Genomic DNA, 18,242 nt, shown 5'->3' on the forward strand with positions numbered 1-18,242 from the left:
GGCGCAGCCACCGGACTCCTCAGGGCGTCAGGGTGCGGGAAAGGCATGCGCCAGGGCCTGCGCCAGATCGCGGCGGAGATCGGCTTCGGCCTCCAGCCCGATCGAAAAACGGACCACGGTGCCGGGCACGAGCTGCGGCGTCGGGCGGCTGCGCATGGTCGCCAGCTCGTACGGCACGACCAGGCTCATCGGTCCACCCCAGCTGTAGCCCAGCTTGAAATATTGCAGCCGGTCGCAGAACGCGTCCACCTGCGCCTGGGAGTACCGGGGGTCGATCACCACGCTGAACAGGCCCGCCGCGCCGCCCTCCCCGCCATCGGCCGCGCACAGCGCACGCCATTGGTCGTGCCCGGGCGATCCCGCCAGCGCGGGGTGCAGCACCTGGGCCACCGCAGGCTGCTCCCCCATCCAGCGGGCCAGCGCGCGCGCCGCCACGTCGTGGGCGCGGTAGCGCAGGCCGATGCTGGGCAGCGAGCGCAGCACGGATTCGACGTCGTTCGCGCCCACGCCCAGCCCCAGGCGCATGTGGCACAGCTTCATGCGCAGGTGCAGGGCCTGGTCCCGCGTGACGATGCTGCCCATGAGCACGTCACCGCCGCCGCTGGGGTATTTGGTGAGCGCATGCACCGACACATCCACGCCCCACTGGCCGTCGCCCCGCAGGTCGAAGGGCGCGAACGCCAGGCCCGCGCCCCAGGTGTTGTCCAAGGCGCAGACCACGCCGCGCTCGCGGCAGATGCGCACCTGCTCGACCAGGTCGGGGAACTCCAGGGTCACCGAGCCCGGCGCCTCCAGCCACACCAGCCGCGTCGCAGGCGTGATCCGGGCGGCGAGGTCGGCAGGGTCCATCGGGTCGTACAGCACGTGGCGGATGCCGTAGTGGGCCAACTCCACCTCGGCCAGCGCCTTGTTCGGGCCGTAGGCGTTGTCGGGAATGAGCACCTCGTCGCCGGCGCGCAGCAGCGCCAGTGAGACATTGGCGATGGCGGCGAGGCCACTGGGCACCAGCAGGCATTGCTTGCCGCCCTCCAATTCGCACAGTCGCTCTTCCAGCTGGTAGCTGGTGGGGGTGCCGTGCAGGCCGTAGGTGTAGCTGGTCTTGTCCTTCCACTCGCGGGCGCGCATGGCCGCCACATTGGGAAAAATGACCGTGGAGGCCTTGTAGACCGCAGGCTGCGGCGCGGCGAAGCCCGCAGGGGGCACGTAGTCGTGGTGGACGATGCGGGTGGCGAGGTCGGCGGGTGAAGTCATGGGCGCCATGGTAGCGCCCGGCGCACCCGCCGCACCCGCCGAGGGTGGGCTGGATGCGCGCGGTGGAATGGCCGTGGCACCCGTGCTGGGTTGGCAGAAGCCGGGCCGGAGATCAGCCGGCGCTGGAGATGGTGAGCTGGTTGACCACCGAGTTCACGCCCTGCACGTTCTGGGCGATGTTCGTGGCGCGCTCGCTGGCCTGCTTGGATTTGACCGGACCGTTCAGCGTCACGATGCCGTTGCGGGTGTCCACGTCGATCTTGACGGCGCTCAGTTCCGCGTCCTGGGCCAGGCCGGCGGACACCTTGGCCGTGATGCCGGCATCGTCCATCACCGCGGCGGCGCGCTCGGCGGCCTGGCGGGTCGCATCGCCAGCCTCGTTGGCGGCGGCTTCCATCTTGCGCTGGGCGTCGGAGGCCACCTGGCCGCTCTTGGCGACGGCGGAGTCGATCTGCTGGCCCACCGTGCGGTCATCGGCCTTGTCGCAGGCGGCCAGTCCGAAAGCCAGCAGCGTGGCCGAAAGAATGCTCACCATCCGGTGGGAGGGGCTTTGGGGAGTACGGGTTTCGTTCATGGGAGGCCTCCTTGCAGGAAATGGGGGAATCTGGTGGGCACTTTAGGTTGGCAGCGCCCTGCACCCGGTGGGAAGGCGCCGAAGCTCGCGTAGGACAAGGCAGTCGAGAGGCCGCTGGCGCCCCGCTCCCGCCGCGCGACAATCGCGGGATGCGTCTGCAGTCCCTTTCCCGATGGTTTCCTTTCCTGGCCTGGCCCCGTCCGGGCCGCCACCTGATGCGAGGGGAGTTCTGGGCCGGGATGACGGTCGGCCTGATGCTGGTGCCCCAGGGGGTGGCCTACGCAGCGCTGGCGGGCATGCCGGTCATCACCGGCATCTACGCGTCGCTGGTGCCCGCGCTGATCGCGGTGCTGTGGAGCTCCTCCACCCGCCTGGGCGTGGGGCCCACCGCGCTCACCAGCCTGCTGATCGGCGCCTCGCTCACCGGGCTGGCGGAGCCCGGCAGTGCGCACTGGGTGGCGCTGGCCGCCTGGATGGCGCTGCTGTCGGGCCTGCTGCAGATGCTGCTGGGGGTGGCTCGGTTCGGCTGGCTGCTCAATCTGGTCACCTCGCCCGTGCTCAACGGCTTCACCCAGGCGGCGGCTCTGCTCATCCTGGCCTCCCAGTTGCCGGACCTGCTGGGGCTGCGCACCACCTGGAACGCGCTGGCCGTGTCGCCGTCGCTGCACCATTTCGACCTGACGGCCGCGGCTTTCGGCCTGGGCAGCCTGGGGCTGCTGGTGGCCGCGCGGCGCTGGCGCGCCACGTTTCCGGCGGCCATCGTGATCGTCGGGCTGGCGGCCCTGGTCAGCTGGGCCATCGGCTATGCCGATCACGACGGCGCCGTGGTCGGCCACCTGCCCGCCGGGCTGCCCCAGCCCTACTGGCCCGGCTGGCTGTCGTGGGACGAGTTCGGCGCGCTGGTGCTGCCAGTGCTGGTGGTCACGCTGGTGAGCTTCCTGGAGACCGCCTCCAGCGCCAAGGTCGAACACCAGCAGGGCGGCACGCGCTGGAACGAAAACCAGGACCTGATCGCCCACGGCCTGGCCAAGATGAGCTCGGGGCTGTGCGGCAGCTTCGCCACGAGCGCGTCGTTCTCGCGCTCGGCGATCAACCTCTACGCGGGCGCCAAGAGCGGCTGGGCCACCCTTTTTGCCCTGGCGCTGGTGCTGGCGGTGCTGCTGTGGCTCACCCCGGCGCTGTACCACGTGCCCCATTCGGTGCTGGCGGCGGTGGTGGTGACGGCGGTGACCAGCCTCATCAAGCCCGGCACGCTGCTGCGGTTGTGGCGGGTGTCGCGGGTGGAGACGGTCATCGGCGGCGTCACCTTCGCGCTGACCCTGGCGACGGCCCCCCGCATGTACTGGGGCGTGCTGGTCGGCCTGGTGCTGAACCTGGGGCTCTTTCTCTACCAGCGCCTGCACCCGCGCATCATCGAGGTGTCCCCGCACCCGGACGGCAGCCTGCGCGACCGCCATCTGTGGCTTTTGCCCCCCATCGCGCCGGGGCTCTTCGCCCTGCGGATGGATGCCGAACTGGACTTCGCGTCCGCCGCGGCCCTGGAACGCCGCATCGCCGAGCACTGGGCTGCCCATCCGGAGATTCGGCACCTGTGCCTTTTTGCGCAACCCATCAACCGCATCGACGTGACCGGCGTGGAAACCTTCGCCCGCCTGCGCACACTGGCCGCCTCCCGCGGGGGGCAACTGCACGTGAGCGGCATCAAGCTGCCCGTGGAGCAAGTGCTGCGCCGGGCGGGGCTTCTGGAGGCGGGACCGGGCCTCGCGCTCTACCGCACGGATGCGCAGGCACTGGCGGTGTTGCAACAATTAACGGAATGAGCCAGGATCGCAGAGGCCAGAAGCCACCCCCGCTGCTACACTCGGTGCATACTGTTTGTTGCATTTTGTGACTGAATCTGCGACCCCTCAATTCGTGAACCTGCGCGACCTGCGCCTGACGACAGCGCATGCGTTGGTTGCACAGGCCGCGGGCTCGGAAGCTGCTTTGCCCTCCGACACGCCACTGCACTACCTGCAGGGCTTGATCGATGGCCTGTGCGAGCTGTCGCTCAAGGATCCCCTCACCGGGCTGGCCAACCGGCGCCACTTCCGCACCGTGCTGGAGCGCGAGATCGACCGCGTCACCCGCGCGGGCGAGGCGGCGCTGCTGCTCATGCTCGACATCGACAATTTCAAGCGGGTGAACGACACCTACGGCCATCTGGCCGGAGACATCGTCCTGCAGTCGGTGGCGCGCACCCTGAACGGCTGCGTGCGCCCCATGGACACCCTGGCCCGGTACGGCGGCGAAGAGTTCGCCGTGGTGCTGCCGGCCTGCCAGGCGGGCTTCGGCCGCGTGGTGGCGGAACGCATCCGCCGCGCGATCGAGCGCACGCCGGTGCGCATCTCGCCCTCCGTCGACCTCAACGTCACCGTCAGCATCGGCGGGGCTTTCGCCCTGCAGTGGATCCGCAGCACGACGCTCCTGTGGAGCGAACGTGCCGACAGCCAGCTCTATAAAGCCAAGATGGCCGGCCGCAACCGCGTCAGCATCGAAGAACAGCCGGACAGCACCGTCAGTGCCGAGGAGAAGAGCCTGCTCTTCGGCCCGCTATACACTCCGTCGGGATGGGGCGATCTGCCACCGCCCATGGATTCCACAGGCAGCGCCTATTGAAAGCCCAGAGATGACCGACGCGCTGTCCCCGCAACCCACCACACCCGCCGGCCCCAACATGCCTGCGCGCACCGCTAGCCCGCCGCCTGGCGCCCGCATCATCGCCATCACGAGCGGCAAGGGCGGCGTGGGCAAGACTTTCGTTTCCGCCAACCTGGCGGCCGCCCTCACCCGCCGTGGCCACCGTGTGCTCGTGCTCGATGCCGACCTGGGCCTGGCCAACCTCGACGTGGTGCTGAACCTGCACCCCAAGGTGACGCTGCACGACGTGTTCACCGGCAAGGCCGACCTGGACGATGCCGTGATCGACGCGCCCGGCGGCTTTTCGGTCGTGCTGGCCGGCTCCGGCATGGTCGAGTACTCGCGCCTCACCCCCGAAGTGCGCAGCGAATTTTTGAACGTGATCCAGACGCTGGCACCGCGCTTCGACGTGATCCTGCTGGACACCGGCGCCGGCATCTCCGACGTGGTGCTGTTCTCGGTGTCGCTCGCGTCCGAGGTGCTGATCGTCGCCACGCCCGAGCCCACTTCCCTCACCGACGCCTACGCCGCGATCAAGGTGCTGGCCACGCAGCAAAAGCGCCAGCACGTGCGCATGGTGGTCAACCAGGCCGCGCGCCCCGGCGACGGCCGCGCCATCACAAGCCAGTTGCAGCAGGTGCTGGACCGCTTCGTGAGCACCGAATCGGGCCGCTCCATGCGCTTGCTGCACATGGGCGACATCCCGGCCGACACGTCAGTGCGCGATGCCGTCATGCGGCGCCAGCTGCTGCTGATGCAGATGCCCGGCTGCCCCGCGGCGCTGGCCATTGCCCAGCTGGCCAACAAGATCGACACCGCGCTGCTCACCCCCGCCAGTTAGCCGAACGCCGGGGCCACGCCGTTGGCCGTCCGGCCCGCCTGCCATGCCCGAGTCCACCGTGAACGACGTTCTCAATATCTCCTGCTACCTGTTCGTGCCCTTGCCGGACGCGGCCGAGCTGCGCGACGTGCTGCACGCGCGGGCCGAGGCGGCCCACCTCAAGGGCACCATCCTGCTGGCCGAAGAAGGCATCAACCTGTTCCTGGCCGGGCCGGCGACGGCGGTGCGCGGCTTCATCGAGGCGTTGAAGACGGACGAACGCTTCGAACCCCTGGCCCCCAAGGAAAGCTGGTCGGCCAAGCAGCCGTTTCGCAAGATGCTGGTGAAGGTCAAGCGCGAGATCATCCGCATGGACCACCCCACCATCCGCCCGTCGAACGGCCGGGCGCCCGCGGTGGACGCACCCACCCTGCGCCGATGGCTGGCGCAGGGGCACGACGACGCGGGCCGGCCGGTGGTGACGCTGGACACGCGCAATGCCTTCGAGGTGGACCAGGGCACGTTCGACAACGCCATCGACTGGCGCATCGACAAGTTCACCGAGTTTCCGCCGGCGCTGCGCGAGCACAAGGCCGAGTTCGCGGGCAAGACGGTGGTGAGCTTCTGCACGGGCGGCATCCGCTGCGAAAAGGCCGCCATCCTGATGCGCGAGGAAGGCATCGAGAACGTCTACCAGCTCGAAGGCGGCATCCTCAAGTACTTCGAGGAAACCGACGGGGCGCACTACCACGGCGGCTGCTTCGTGTTCGACGAGCGCCGGGTGCTGGCGAACGACCTGTCGACGCAGCCGGAATCAGCCGCAGAGCCCGCCGCTATCAAAATATGAGCTACCTGGGCATGATTTTCTAGGGCATCGGGCTGTTTTGGCCCGATTTTTCAGTTCAAGGCTTGAAGCGCCGCTCCGGCAGCGGAATCCATTCGGTCTCGCCGGGCACGTGGCCCATGCGCTGGGCGTCCCAGTCGTCGGCAGCCTGCACGATGCGGTCCTTGCGGCTCGACACGAAATTCCACCAGATGTGGCGCGGGGCATCCAGTGCGTCGCCGCCGATCACCATCAGCCGCACCGCCCGGTCCGGCGCGCGCAGCGCGGCGCCGGCGCCCGTCTCCAGCACGGCCAGCGTGTGTGCCGCGAACGGCTCGCCGTCGAGCAGCAGGTCGCCGTCCACCGCATAGATCGCCATTTCCTGCGCCAGGGGCGGCAGGGTCAGCGCACCGCCGGCGGCCAATTGCACGTCGAGGTACAGCGTGGGCGACAGCGTCGCCACGGGCGAGGCATGGCCGAACGCCCGGCCGATCAGCACGCGCACCATGGCGCCCTCGTGCGACAGCTCGGGAATGTCGGCGGCCGGCGTGTGCACGAAGCTGGGTGCGTCGTCCTCGCTGGCCATTGGCAGCGCCGCCCACAGCTGGATGCCATGGTTCACGTAGCTGCGGTCGCGCAGCGCATCGGGCCGCCGCTCGGAATGCACGATGCCGCGCCCCGCGGTCATCCAGTTGATGGCACCGGGTTCGATCTGCTGCAGCGAGCCCAGGCTGTCCCGGTGCACGATGGCACCGTCGAACAGGTAGGTGACGGTGGCCAGGCCGATGTGCGGGTGGGGCCGCACGTCGTATTCGGACGCCGGCTCCACGGTCACCGGCCCGAAATGGTCGAAGAAGACGAAGGGCCCGACGGAGCGCCGCTGCAGCGATGGCAGGAGCCGGCGCACGGTGAATCCGCCGCCCAGGTCCTTGTCGTGCCCCTTCAGGATGGCCGGCCCGCTCATGGCATGCGCTCCACGGCGGTGGTGATCTCGGTGGTGACGCTGGTCATCAGCTTGTGCACCGGGCACTTGGCGGCCACGGCTTCCAGCTCCGCGATCTGGGCGTCGGTGAGATCGCCGCTCACCTGCAGGCGGGCGGCCAGGCGGTAGGTGCCGCTGCGCTCGGCCGACGCGTCGCGGTCGATCACCGTGCGCACGTCGTCCACCGCCATGCCCTTTCGGCGCGCGTACCACAGCACGGTGAGCGCCTTGCACGCGCCGAGCGCGGCGTCGTACAGGTCGTGCGGATTGGGGCCGGCGTCATCGCCGTCCTCGGCCACGGTGCCGTCCACGACAAGGCGATGCCCGCGAACCGTCAGGGTCTGCGCCAGCGGTGCGCCGGCAATGCGCCGCAATTCGAGGGTCATGGGAAGGCTCCGGTGAGGGGAGGGATCGAGAGGGGATGGGCCGGCCAATCTATCAGCCGTGCAGGCGGCGCGCAATCTCCGCCACGCGTGCGCCGTACGACCGGCCCGTGTCCAGGTCGCCCTGGAGCATCTCCTGCACGCTGGCGTCGGAGGGCGACTGGGCCAGCACGCCGACCGAGCCGCCCAGGTTGTTCAGGTCGTTGCGGGTGGCGGCCTTGGAGTTGCTGGGCAGCAGGCCCAGGCTCACCCAGATGCCGCCGTGCTGCGACGCCAGGGTGTGCAGGTAGGCCAGCGTGCCCTGCTTGTCGCCGTTCAGGCTGGCGCTGTTGGTGAAGCCGCCGAACACCTTGTCCTGCCAGCTGCGGCCGAACCAGGCCTTGGAGGAGGCATCGGCGAATTTCTTGAACTGCCAGCTCGGGCCGCCCATGTACGTGGGCGTGCCGAACAGGATGCCATCGGCCGCCTGCAGGGTGTCCCAGCCGCCTTCGGGCAGGTTGCCATCGGCATCGATGGCGACGAGCTGCGCGTTCGCGCCTTCGGCCACGGCCTGGGCCAGGCGCTGGGTGTGGCCATAGCCAGAATGAAAGACCACTGCGATTTTTGCCATGATGAAGAACTCCTCGAACGGGTGGTTGGATAAAGAAAAAAGAGAGGGGACAGGGAGAAAAAGAAAACGAAAGTCGGCCGATTCTCAGGCCGCCAGGTCGAACACCAGCACTTCCGCCTGCGTGCCCTGCCCGAACGCCAGCAGGGGCTCTTGCTCGGCAAAGGCCGCGTCGCCGGCCGCCAGGTCAAGCCCGTTGACCTGCAGCGCCCCGCGCACCAGTTGCACGTAGCCCTTGCGGCCGGGTGGTAGCGCCAGCGTGGCGGCCTCCGACCCATCGAACAGGCCGGCGTACAGGCGGGCATCCGCGTGGACGGTGAGCGAGCCGCACGCGCCATCGGGCGAGGCCAGCAGCCGGAGCACGCCGCGCTTGTCCGCATCGGCGAAGGTCTTTTGCTCGTATTCGGGGGCGATGCCGCGGGCATCGGGCTCCAACCAGATCTGCAGGAAATGGGTGGAGCGCCCGGGGGCATGATTGAACTCGCTGTGCGTCACGCCGGTGCCGGCGCTCATGCGCTGCACGTCGCCCTGGGGAATGCCCCGCACGTTGCCCAGGCTGTCCTTGTGCGCCAGTTCGCCGCACAGCACGTAGCTCAGGATTTCCATGTCGCGGTGGCCGTGGGTGCCGAAGCCGGTGCCCGGCGCGATGCGGTCTTCGTTGACGACGCGCAGGCTGCCATAGCCCATGTAGCGGGGGTCGTAGTAGCCGGCGAACGAAAAGCTGTGGTACGACTGCAGCCAGCCATGGTCGGCATGGCCCCGGTCTTGGGATTTTCGGACGGTCAGCATGGGCAGCAGGTGTTCATTCGGTGCAGCGACTTTAGGAGCAGGGTGCGGCTTGCAAGCCCAAGCGGATTGAAGGCATCATTCAAAATCTTTGAAGCCCAGCCGCACCCAACATGCAAAACGCCCGCGATGCCCTGACCCCCGACAGCCTGGCGATGCTGCAGGTCATTGCCGACACCGGCAGCTTCGCCGCGGCGGCGCGTCGGCTGGGGCTGGTGCCCAGCGCCCTCACCTACCGCGTGCGCCAGATCGAGGACGCCCTCGACGTGCTGCTGTTCGACCGCAGCGCGCGGCAGGCGCGCCCGACGGAGGCCGGTACCGAACTGCTACGCGAAGGCGCTCGGCTGCTCGAAGAAGTGGACGCGGTGGCGCACCGCGTTCGCCGCGTCGCCACGGGGTGGGAGCCGCAGCTGACCATCAGCGTGGACGGCATCATCTCGCCCACCACGCTGCTGGAGCTGACCGAGGCGTTCTACGCCATGGAGCCGCCCACGCGGCTCAAGCTGCGCACCGGCATCCTGTCGGGCACGCTGGAGATGCTCACCTCGGGCCGGGCCGACCTTGCCATCGGCGTGGCGGTCAACGCCTCCACCGTCTCCGGCCTGCAGCAGGAGACGATGGGAGAGGTGGAGTTTCTCTACGCCATCGCGCCCCACCACCCACTGGCCGCTGCGCAGGAGCCCATCACCGACACCGTGCTGCGCATGCACCGCGCCGTGGCCGTGGCCGATTCCGCGCAGCGCGGCAGCGTGACCATGGGCCTGCTCGGGGGGCAGGATGTCTTCACCGTGGACAGCATGCAGGCCAAGCTGCAGGCGCAGCTGCGCGGGCTGGGCGGCGGGTTCATCCCAGAGCCCATGGCCCGGCCCTATCTGGAGGCGGGGCGCCTCGTGACACGCCGGGTGGCCCGCGCACGGCGCAACGTGCAGCTGCACTACGCCTGGGGCGGACCGGGCCACAGCGCGCCGGGCCGGGCGCTGCAGTGGTGGCTGTCCCAACTGCAAAGCCCCGCCACGCGCAAGGCACTGCTCGAAAACCATCATCATTTCTAGCGCACGAAGCCGCGCGGCCAAGGGCGGCGCGTGTAGAGTGGGCCTTGTTTCACTGCTCCTGAACTTCGCTTCCGAAAGGCTCGGCCCCATGCCCCCAGCACCTGCCCAACGATCCAAGCAACGGCTGCGACGCAGCCCCTCCACGGAGACCCCATCCCCCCAGACGCCGCCCTCGGCGCAGGCCCGCCGCTTCGCCGTCATCGGTGCCGGCATGGCGGGCATCGTGTGCGCCCGCACGCTGGTCCAGGCAGGCCATGAGGTCACGGTGTTCGAGAAGGCCCCCCATGCCGGTGGACGCACCACCACGCTGGATACGGCCTTCGGCAGCTTCGATGCCGGCGCGCAGTATTTCACCGTGCGCGACTCGCGCTTCGAACGGGCCCTGGAAACCGTGCCCGGCCTGTGCCGGCCCTGGAGCGCCAACACCGTGCGCGTGCTCGACGCGGCTGGCCGCGTGGCCGCCGCAGCACCCCCGCCCGGTGAGCCGCACTGGGTTGCCAGCCCTGGCATGCAATCGCTGATGGATGCGTGGTCGCGGCCGCTGTCGCAGGCCGGCCGCCTGCTCACCGGCTGCCGCGTGACCCGCATCGAACGCGACCCCATGGACGGCAAGCGCTGGCAACTGCGCACCGAGTCGCCCGATGGCGCGGCGCAGGTGCACGCGGGGTTCGACGCGGTGCTGCTCGCGCAACCCTCGGTGCCGGCGCTGGCGCTGCTGCAGGCCTCCGGCACCGCGTCGGGCACGACCGTTGCGCCGTCGCTGCACGCACCGCTGGCCCAGGTCACCATCGCCCCCTGCTGGACCCTCATGATGGCGTTTCCCCAGGCGGTGCGGCCGGGCCTGACCACGCTGGGACCGCAGTGGAACGCGGCGCGCAGCACCCACCACCGCATCGCCTGGCTGGCGCGCGAGTCCTCCAAGCCCGGGCGCGGCCCGGTGGAGCGCTGGACCGTGCAGGCCAGCCCCGCGTGGTCGCGGGAGCACCTGGAGGACGGAGAAGCCCGGGTGCAGGCCAAGCTCACCAAAGCGTTCTCCGAAGTGACCGGCATCCGCGCCGAGCCCGCGCACGCCGAGGTCTGCCGCTGGCGCTATGCGCAAACGCTCGCGCCGCTGGGCCGCTCGCACCTGTGGGATGCCAAGGCCGGCATCGGCCTGTGCGGCGACTGGTGCCTGGGCCATCGCCTGGAAGATGCGTTCGTCTCGGGACTGGAACTCGCCCTCGCGGTGGCATGACGCTGGGCGCCCTCTCCCGCTACATCGGCCGTTTCGCGCCGTCGCCCACAGGCCCGCTGCATGCGGGCTCGCTGGTGGCGGCGCTGGCCAGTTGGCTGGACGCGCGCTCGGCGCACGGGGGGCGCGGCGGGCAATGGCTGGTGCGTATCGAAGACGTCGACACCCCGCGCTGCGCGCCCGGGGCCGACGCCATCATCCTGTCCCAGCTGGCCGATTGCGGCCTGCTGCCGGATGGTCCGGTGATGCGGCAATCGGAGCGTGGCCTGCCATACCAGCAAGCGCTGGACCGCCTGCTTGCCCAGGGACAGGCTTACCCCTGCGCCTGCTCGCGCAGCGACATCGAGCAGGCCCAGGCCCGGCTCGGCCATGTGCGCCAACCCCACGTGGAATTGCCCTACCCCGGCACCTGCCGCGGGGGGCTGCAGGGTCGGCCGGCACGGTCCTGGCGGTTCCGCGCATCGGAAATTCAGAAAAAATCACCGCCCCGTTCAGGGCCGTGCGAGCGCGATGCGGGGCCTTCGGTCGCGCGGGACGGCGTGGTATGGGAAGACCGCCGGCTGGGCGTGCAATCGCAGGACGTGGCGGGCACGGTCGGCGACTTCGTGCTGCGCCGCGCCGATGGGCTGTGGGCCTACCAGCTCGCCGTGGTGGTGGACGATGCCGACCAGGGCATCACGCACGTCGTGCGCGGGGAAGACCTCGCCGACAACACGCCGAGACAGATCCTGCTGCAGCACGCCCTCGGCCTGACCACGCCGCGCTACCTGCACACGCCGCTGGTGTATGCGCCCGACGGTGCCAAGCTCTCCAAGCAGCACGGCGCGCCGCCGGTGGACACGCGCGAACCCGTCAAGGCGTTGGCTGCCGCCGCGCACCAGTTGGGCCTGCCGCCGCTGGTGCGGCCAAACGACACCCCGGTCGGCCATGCGCTGGAGCTCTGGGCGCGGGCATGGTCCGGAATCTACAATCGCTCACCGTGACAGAAACGCAATTGCCCCTGGCCGATGCCGGCCCGACGAATCCCCCCGAGCAGCGCCCTGCGCGCGCGGGCGGCGGTGCCCCCGCCGACGTCCCCTATCCCAAGACCATCAAGAGCTATGTGCGCCGCGCAGGCCGCACCACCACCGGCCAGGCCAAGGCCTTCGAAGAGCTGGGCCCCCGCTTCGTGCTGGACTACGCGCCCCAACCCATCGACGCACCCGCCGTGTTCGGCCGCAGCGCCCCGCTGGTGCTGGAAATCGGATTCGGCATGGGCGAGGCCACCGCGCACATTGCCGGCGTGCGCCCGCACGACAACTTCCTGTGCTGCGAGGTGCACGAGCCCGGCGTGGGCGCGCTGCTCAAACGCATTGGCGAGCAGGGCCTGGCCAACATCCGCATCCTGCAGCACGACGCGGTCGAGGTGATCGACCACATGGTGCCGCCTAGCACGCTGGATGGGATCCACATCTTCTTTCCCGATCCGTGGCACAAGAAAAAGCACAACAAGCGCCGCCTGATCCAGCCGCCGCTGGTGGCCAAGCTGGCGGCCCGGCTCAAGCCGGGCGGCTACCTGCATTGCGCGACGGACTGGCAGCCGTACGCCGAACAGATGCTGGAGGTGCTGTCGGCCGAGCCCCAATTGGCCAATACCGCTGACGGCTACGCGCCGCAGCCCGACTACCGCCCCCTCACCAAGTTCGAAAACCGTGGCCTGCGCCTGGGGCACGGTGTATGGGACGTGGTGTTCGTGCGCCGAAGTTGACCGCATGACTGCAGAATCGACGCATCCATGAAGCCCATTCTCGACAACCTGGTCGAAATGACCGGCCACCGCGACCATCTTCGGCTGGAGGTGTCGGTGCTCTCCACGCTCCAGAAGCTGCCCGCGATCAAGGCGGTGCGTGCGCTCGAAATCTTCAAGGACGATGGCATTCCATACGTGCGGCCGCGCACCTGGTGCGACCAGGGCCAGATGGTATCGACCAACTCCGAAGCGGCGGCCGATTCCCGCCGCGAGCCCCTCACCCAATACGCCGCGCTGCACGAGTGCATCTTGCAGAAGGAGCGGCGCGCGCTGCATTCGCTGCGCAAGGGCGAGCACACGCTGTGGATGCCGGTGTGGATGCACGACGAGGTGCACGCCTGCATCGAGGTGACGCAGTCGCGGCCGTTCTCGGTGCACAAGCTGGACGTGATCCAGAGCGTCTTCTACGTCTACCAGAACTACCAGAGCCTGCTGGACTACAGCGAGCGCGATGCGCTCACGGGGCTGTTCAACCGCAAGACCTTCGACGAGCAGTTCGCGCGCCGCGCGGGCGTGTCCGGCAGCGTGCGCATCGCGGCCGACGAGATGCTCGCGGACGGAGACGGTGCCGACACCAGCGAGCCGCTGCAGCAGTGGCTGGCGGTGGTGGACATCGACCACTTCAAGCAGGTCAACGACCGCTTCGGCCACCTGTATGGCGACGAAGTGCTGATCCTGATCGCCAACATCCTGCGCTCATCCTTCCGCAGCCACGACCGCATCTTCCGTTTCGGGGGCGAGGAGTTCGTGGTGCTGCTGCGCTCGACCACGCTGTCGACCGCGCACAAGGTGTTCAACCGCTTCCGCCTGGCGGTGCAGGAGTACAACTTTCCGCAGGTGGGCCGGGTCACGGTCAGCCTGGGCTTCGTGTGCACCGACCGCGGTGCGCCGGTCGAAATCCTGGGCCAGGCCGACCAGGCCCTCTACTTCGCCAAGGAAAACGGCCGCAACCGGGTGTGCTACTACGACGAGCTGATCGACCAGGGCCACCTGCACACCAAGGTGTCCAACGACGACGTCGAACTGTTCTGACCGGCCGGCCCTGCGGCTGGCCAAACAACAAAGGCCCGCGATGCGGGCCTTTGTTTTTGCGGCGCCCTGAAAATCAGAGGCGTTCGCCCACCCAACCTTGCACGGATTCCAGCGCCGCGGGCACCGCGGACGCATCGGTGCCACCGGCCATGGCCATGTCAGGCTTGCCGCCGCCCTTGCCGCCGACCTGCTGGGCCACGAAGTTGACAAGCTCGCCGGCCTTGACCTTGCCCACGCTGTCGGCGGTCACGCCGGCCGCCAGCTGAACCTTGTCGCCATCGACGGCCGCCAGCACGATCACGGCAGACTTGAGTTTGTCCTTGAGCTTGTCCATGGTGTCGCGCAGGGTCTTGGCATCCGCGCCGGGCAGTTGGGCCGCCAGCAGCTTCACGCCCTTGATGTCCACCGCCTGGGCGAGCATCTCGTCGCCCTGCGCCGAAGCGAGCTTGCCCTTGAGTGCGGCCACTTCACGCTCCAGCCCCTTCACCTGGTCCAGCGTCTGGCCGATGCGGCCGTTCAGCTCGGCCACCGGTGCCTTCAGCACGCTGGCCGCACGGGTCACGGTGTCTTCGAGTTGCTGCAGATAGGCCAGCGCGTTGCTGCCGGTGACGGCCTCGATCCGCCGCACGCCGGCTGCCACGCCGCCTTCGGCCACGACCTTGAACAGCCCGATGTCGCCGGTGCGCGCCACGTGCGTGCCGCCACACAGTTCGCGGCTGGTGCCGATGTCCAGCACCCGCACGCTTTCGCCGTACTTCTCGCCGAACAGCATCATGGCGCCGGTCTTCTGGGCCGACTCGATGTCCATCACGCGGGCGCCGGTGGGGGTGTTGGCCAGGATTTCCTCGTTCACGCGGCGCTCGATCTCGCGGATCTGCGCATCGGTCACCGGGGCATTGTGGGCAAAGTCGAAGCGCGTGCGCTCGGCGTTCACCAGCGAGCCCTTTTGCTGCACATGGCTGCCCAGCACTTCGCGCAGGGCCTTGTGCATCAGGTGGGTGACGGAGTGGTTGCGCATGGTGGCGGCGCGCAGCGCCGTGTCCACCTCGGCCGTCACGGTGTCGCCCACGTTCAGGGTGCCCGCTTCCAGGCTACCGTGGTGACCGAACACGTCGGCCTTGATCTTGAGCGTGTCGGCCACCGCGAAGCGGGCCGAGCCGCTGGTGATGACGCCCTGATCGCCCACCTGGCCACCGCTTTCGGCGTAGAACGGCGTGGTGTCGAGCACCACGACGCCCTCCTGCCCCGAGCGCAGCGCGGCCACGCCGACGCCGTCCACATAGATGGCAGTGATCTTGGCGGTCTTCTCGGCCAGTTGCTCGTAGCCGGTGAAGCGGTTGACGTCGCCGGTGTACTCCAGCGCCTTGTCCATCTTGAACTTGCCGGCCGCGCGGGCCTGGGCCTTTTGCTTGTTCATGGCTTCGGCGAAACCGGCCTCGTCCACGGTCACGCCGCGCTCGCGGCACACGTCGGCCGACAGGTCGAGCGGAAAGCCGTACGTGTCATGCAGCTTGAAGGCCACGTCGCCGGGCAGCACCTTCGCGCCGCCGGCCAGGGCGGCGTCCAGAATTTCCATGCCGTTGGCCAGCGTCTCGAAGAAGCGTTCCTCTTCGGTCTTGAGCACGTCAGTGATGCGCTGCTCCTGCTCGCGCAGCTTGGGGTAGGCATCGCCCATCTGCTGGGCCAGGTCCTTGACGAGCTTGTGGAAGAAAGGCGTCTTCTGGCCCAGCTTGTAGCCATGGCGGATGGCGCGGCGCACGATGCGGCGCTCGACGTAGCCACGGCCTTCGTTGCTCGGCAGCACACCGTCCACGATGAGGAACGAGGTCGCGCGGATGTGGTCGGCGATCACCTTCAGCGACGGGTTGGACAGATCGGCCGTGTGGGTCTCGCGGCCTGCGGCCTTGATGAGCGCATCGAACAGATCGATCTGGTAGTTGCTGTGCACGTGCTGCAGGATGGCGGCCAGGCGCTCCAGGCCCATGCCCGTGTCCACGCATGGTGCGGGCAGTGGCTTGACGGAGCCGTCCTCGGCCATGTCGAACTGCATGAACACGTTGTTCCAGATCTCGATGAAGCGGTCTCCGTCCTCGTCAGGGCTGCCGGGCGGGCCGCCGGGGATCTCGGGGCCGTGGTCGTAGAAGATTTCGCTGCAGGGGCCGCAGGGGCCCGTGTCGGCCATCATCCAGAAATTGTCGGACTTGTAGCGGCCGCCCTTGTTGTCGCCGATGCGGATCACGCGCTCGGGCGGCAGGCCGATTTCCTTGGTCCAGATGTCGTAGGCCTCGTCGTCCTCTTCGTAGACGGTGGCGAGCAGGCGTTCGGCCGGCAGCTGATAGACCTCGGTGAGCAGTTCCCAGGCCCACTTCAGCGATTCGCGCTTGAAGTAGTCGCCAAAGCTCCAGTTGCCCAGCATTTCGAAGAACGTGTGGTGGCGCGCCGTGTAGCCCACGTTCTCCAGGTCGTTGTGCTTGCCGCCCGCACGCAGGCAGGCCTGGACGGAGGTGGCGCGCTGGTAAGGACGCTTGTCGGTGCCCAGGAACACGTCCTTGAACTGCACCATGCCCGAGTTCGTGAACATCAGCGTCGGGTCGTTGCCCGGCACGAGCGGGCTTGACGGAACGATGGTGTGGCCCTTCGACGCGAAGAAGTCGAGGAAAGTCTTGCGGATGTCTGCAACGCTGGAAGTGGGCTGGCTCATCTTGGAATCTGGTGGGGTGCCGAGGTGCCTCAACGCATGTGAGGCCCATGAAGTCCCGGCGAGGGCTGGGGACGTCGATTATAGGTTTCGGGGCATGCCGGAGGGCGGCCCACCCTATTGGGCAGCGCGGCGCCCGCCCAAGGCGCCGGAGATCGGCCCTGCCCTGTCTTGCGGGTCTTCCGCGCCCTGCCCCGCCCGGCGCGGGCCTGCGGCTCAGCCGTCCGCGCGGTTCGTGTAGCTGGCGTTGCCCAGGCCCGTGCCCACGGTGAGCACGGCCCAGTGTTTCACGTCGGTGGTGAATGGCAGCTCCGACAGGCCCTGCACCACCGCATCGTTGTGCAGGCAGACCTGCGTGCGGCCCTGTCCGATGTAGGGCAGGCGCTCGCACAGGTCGCGCGGCAGGTGAAAACGGATGCTCTCCCAGTTGCCCGGCAGGTTCTGCGTGCCGCCCGCCAGCGACCCGTCTTCGCAGACCAGCCCCGGGCAGGCCACGCCGACGTAGGGCGCGAGGCGGATGTTTTCCTTCTCGGCATGGGCCACGAGGTCTTCCAGCATCTCCGCGATGCCTTCGACCAGTTCGTCGCGTTTGGGGGCGTCGTCGGCATGGCCCCACTTCTCGCGGATCAGCACCTCGGCCTTGGACATGTCGGGCGCGCTGTGCAGGTGGGTCTGCACGATGCCGCAGCGCACGTTGGTGCCGCCGATGTCCACAGCCAGAATGGCGTCGTAGCTCTGCAGCAGCGCCGGCGGCGCCAGGTGCACCCAGCCGATAAGGCCACCCTCGTCCGCGTGGTGGTGCAGGGTACGCAGTTCGACGGAGGTCTTTTCCTTCTTGAGGATTTCGGCGGCCCGGGCGATGGCCCTCTCGCCCACTTCGCTCTGGTGAAAGCCCCCACCGATGATCACGCGCTTCACGCCGCGCCACGTCTTGTGCTTGAGAAAGCACTGCACCACGTGGGACAGCTGCAGCGCATAGTCCTCCGAGGCAGCCTCGATGGCGCGGGCGGCGGCGCCGTCCTTTTCGAGCAGCTCGTCCAGGCGCTGCTTGCTGATCTCGCGCGTGGGCTTGCTGCCCAGCGGGTCCTTGCCGGCCATGTCGGTATAGAGCTTGCGCCAGGCATCGAGCATTTCGCGGAAGGCGGTGCGGCTGGCGTTGTCGCCCACAAAGCCATCGCCGTCGCGCAGCTCCAGGCTGTAGCCGTCGATGGTGACCGAGGCCAGGCGCAGGTCGCCGTGCGGTCCCAGCACGCACAGATCGCGCTGCGCCTTGATGTCCTTCTCGCTCACGGCCGGACCGGCGGGTTTGTCTTTTTCTTTCTCTTTGTCTTTGGATGCCATGCGTTCCCTGAATCGGATGCGGGCCCGCGGCGCGGGCGACCCGCCGATGGTGGCTCGACCGGGTACGGGCCCTCCGTCAGCCAAGACGCCCTTTGTCGTCGGACAGTGCCGCGATGCACACCTGGCCCCACAAGTCGCAAAAACGTGATCTGCTACAAATTTAGTAGCAATACAGGCATGAAATCCGCCGGCAT

17 protein-coding genes are annotated in these 18,242 nt (G+C 68.7%); 9 read left to right on the plus strand and 8 right to left on the minus strand.

The genetic code is table 11. The features are described 5' to 3' along the window. Positions 1-27: 27 nt before the first annotated feature. Positions 28-1,251 (minus strand): PLP-dependent transferase, encoded by a 1,224-nt coding sequence (locus tag AC27IO_RS03030; RefSeq protein ID WP_498737213.1) that lies wholly within the window; start codon positions 1,249-1,251, stop codon positions 28-30. A gap of 112 nt (positions 1,252-1,363) precedes the next feature. After that, on the minus strand, positions 1,364-1,825 hold the full coding sequence (locus AC27IO_RS03035) for a BON domain-containing protein (protein ID WP_284431196.1): 462 nt from the start codon (positions 1,823-1,825) through the stop codon (positions 1,364-1,366). 149 nt (positions 1,826-1,974) lie between these two features. On the opposite strand from AC27IO_RS03035, the gene AC27IO_RS03040 reads away from it, so the two are divergent. The 4 genes from AC27IO_RS03040 to AC27IO_RS03055 are packed head-to-tail and all read left to right on the plus strand — an operon-like array spanning position 1,975 to position 6,171. Then, entirely contained in the window at positions 1,975-3,645 is a 1,671-nt protein-coding gene (locus tag AC27IO_RS03040) for a SulP family inorganic anion transporter (RefSeq protein ID WP_498737215.1), read from the plus strand. Positions 3,646-3,700: 55 nt separating this feature from the next. Then, positions 3,701-4,483, plus strand: a complete 783-nt coding sequence (locus AC27IO_RS03045; protein WP_372588176.1) for a GGDEF domain-containing protein — start codon at positions 3,701-3,703, stop codon at positions 4,481-4,483. A gap of 10 nt (positions 4,484-4,493) precedes the next feature. Further along, entirely contained in the window at positions 4,494-5,345 is an 852-nt protein-coding gene (locus tag AC27IO_RS03050; protein WP_272569360.1) for a MinD/ParA family protein, read from the plus strand. Between the two features lie 43 nt (positions 5,346-5,388). Further along, positions 5,389-6,171: a sulfurtransferase gene (locus tag AC27IO_RS03055; RefSeq protein ID WP_498737218.1), complete on the plus strand. Its 783-nt coding sequence runs from the start codon at positions 5,389-5,391 to the stop codon at positions 6,169-6,171. 55 nt (positions 6,172-6,226) lie between these two features. Here the strand turns inward: AC27IO_RS03055 and AC27IO_RS03060 are convergent, their stop codons facing one another. The 4 genes from AC27IO_RS03060 to AC27IO_RS03075 all read right to left on the minus strand — a co-directional run bounded on the left by AC27IO_RS03060 (position 6,227) and on the right by AC27IO_RS03075 (position 8,908). Beyond that, the gene (locus AC27IO_RS03060; RefSeq protein ID WP_498737220.1) at positions 6,227-7,111 is read right to left on the minus strand and encodes a pirin family protein; all 885 of its coding nucleotides are present in this window, start codon (positions 7,109-7,111) and stop codon (positions 6,227-6,229) included. Next, a complete protein-coding gene (locus AC27IO_RS03065; protein ID WP_498737222.1) occupies positions 7,108-7,515 on the minus strand; it encodes an OsmC family protein in 408 nt (135 codons plus the stop codon). The genes AC27IO_RS03060 and AC27IO_RS03065 overlap by 4 nt, the downstream gene beginning before the upstream one ends. Before the next feature lie 52 nt (positions 7,516-7,567). Beyond that, on the minus strand, positions 7,568-8,122 hold the full coding sequence (locus tag AC27IO_RS03070) for a flavodoxin family protein (protein ID WP_272569353.1): 555 nt from the start codon (positions 8,120-8,122) through the stop codon (positions 7,568-7,570). A gap of 84 nt (positions 8,123-8,206) precedes the next feature. Then, a complete protein-coding gene (locus tag AC27IO_RS03075) occupies positions 8,207-8,908 on the minus strand; it encodes a pirin family protein (protein WP_284431200.1) in 702 nt (233 codons plus the stop codon). Between the two features lie 110 nt (positions 8,909-9,018). Here AC27IO_RS03075 and AC27IO_RS03080 point away from each other — a divergent pair, with 110 nt between their 5' ends. The 5 genes from AC27IO_RS03080 to AC27IO_RS03100 all read left to right on the plus strand — a co-directional run bounded on the left by AC27IO_RS03080 (position 9,019) and on the right by AC27IO_RS03100 (position 14,009). Then, positions 9,019-9,957 (plus strand): LysR family transcriptional regulator, encoded by a 939-nt coding sequence (locus AC27IO_RS03080; RefSeq protein WP_272569350.1) that lies wholly within the window; start codon positions 9,019-9,021, stop codon positions 9,955-9,957. Between the two features lie 88 nt (positions 9,958-10,045). Beyond that, complete coding sequence (locus AC27IO_RS03085; protein ID WP_498737225.1) at positions 10,046-11,191, plus strand: NAD(P)/FAD-dependent oxidoreductase; 1,146 nt, start codon at positions 10,046-10,048, stop codon at positions 11,189-11,191. Next, positions 11,188-12,171 (plus strand): tRNA glutamyl-Q(34) synthetase GluQRS, encoded by a 984-nt coding sequence (gluQRS, locus tag AC27IO_RS03090; RefSeq protein ID WP_498737227.1) that lies wholly within the window; start codon positions 11,188-11,190, stop codon positions 12,169-12,171. The genes AC27IO_RS03085 and gluQRS overlap by 4 nt, the downstream gene beginning before the upstream one ends. Beyond that, on the plus strand, positions 12,141-12,935 hold the full coding sequence (gene trmB / locus AC27IO_RS03095; RefSeq protein ID WP_498737229.1) for a tRNA (guanosine(46)-N7)-methyltransferase TrmB: 795 nt from the start codon (positions 12,141-12,143) through the stop codon (positions 12,933-12,935). The genes gluQRS and trmB overlap by 31 nt, the downstream gene beginning before the upstream one ends. Before the next feature lie 27 nt (positions 12,936-12,962). After that, complete coding sequence (locus tag AC27IO_RS03100) at positions 12,963-14,009, plus strand: GGDEF domain-containing protein (protein WP_284431204.1); 1,047 nt, start codon at positions 12,963-12,965, stop codon at positions 14,007-14,009. 73 nt (positions 14,010-14,082) lie between these two features. Here the strand turns inward: AC27IO_RS03100 and alaS are convergent, their stop codons facing one another. Both alaS and AC27IO_RS03110 read right to left on the minus strand, forming a co-directional pair. Then, complete coding sequence (gene alaS / locus AC27IO_RS03105) at positions 14,083-16,710, minus strand: alanine--tRNA ligase (protein ID WP_498737232.1); 2,628 nt, start codon at positions 16,708-16,710, stop codon at positions 14,083-14,085. Between the two features lie 213 nt (positions 16,711-16,923). After that, entirely contained in the window at positions 16,924-18,048 is a 1,125-nt protein-coding gene (locus AC27IO_RS03110; protein ID WP_498737234.1) for an ROK family protein, read from the minus strand. Positions 18,049-18,242: the final 194 nt, after the last annotated feature.

This window comes from Acidovorax sp. KNOB132, assembly GCF_057541515.1.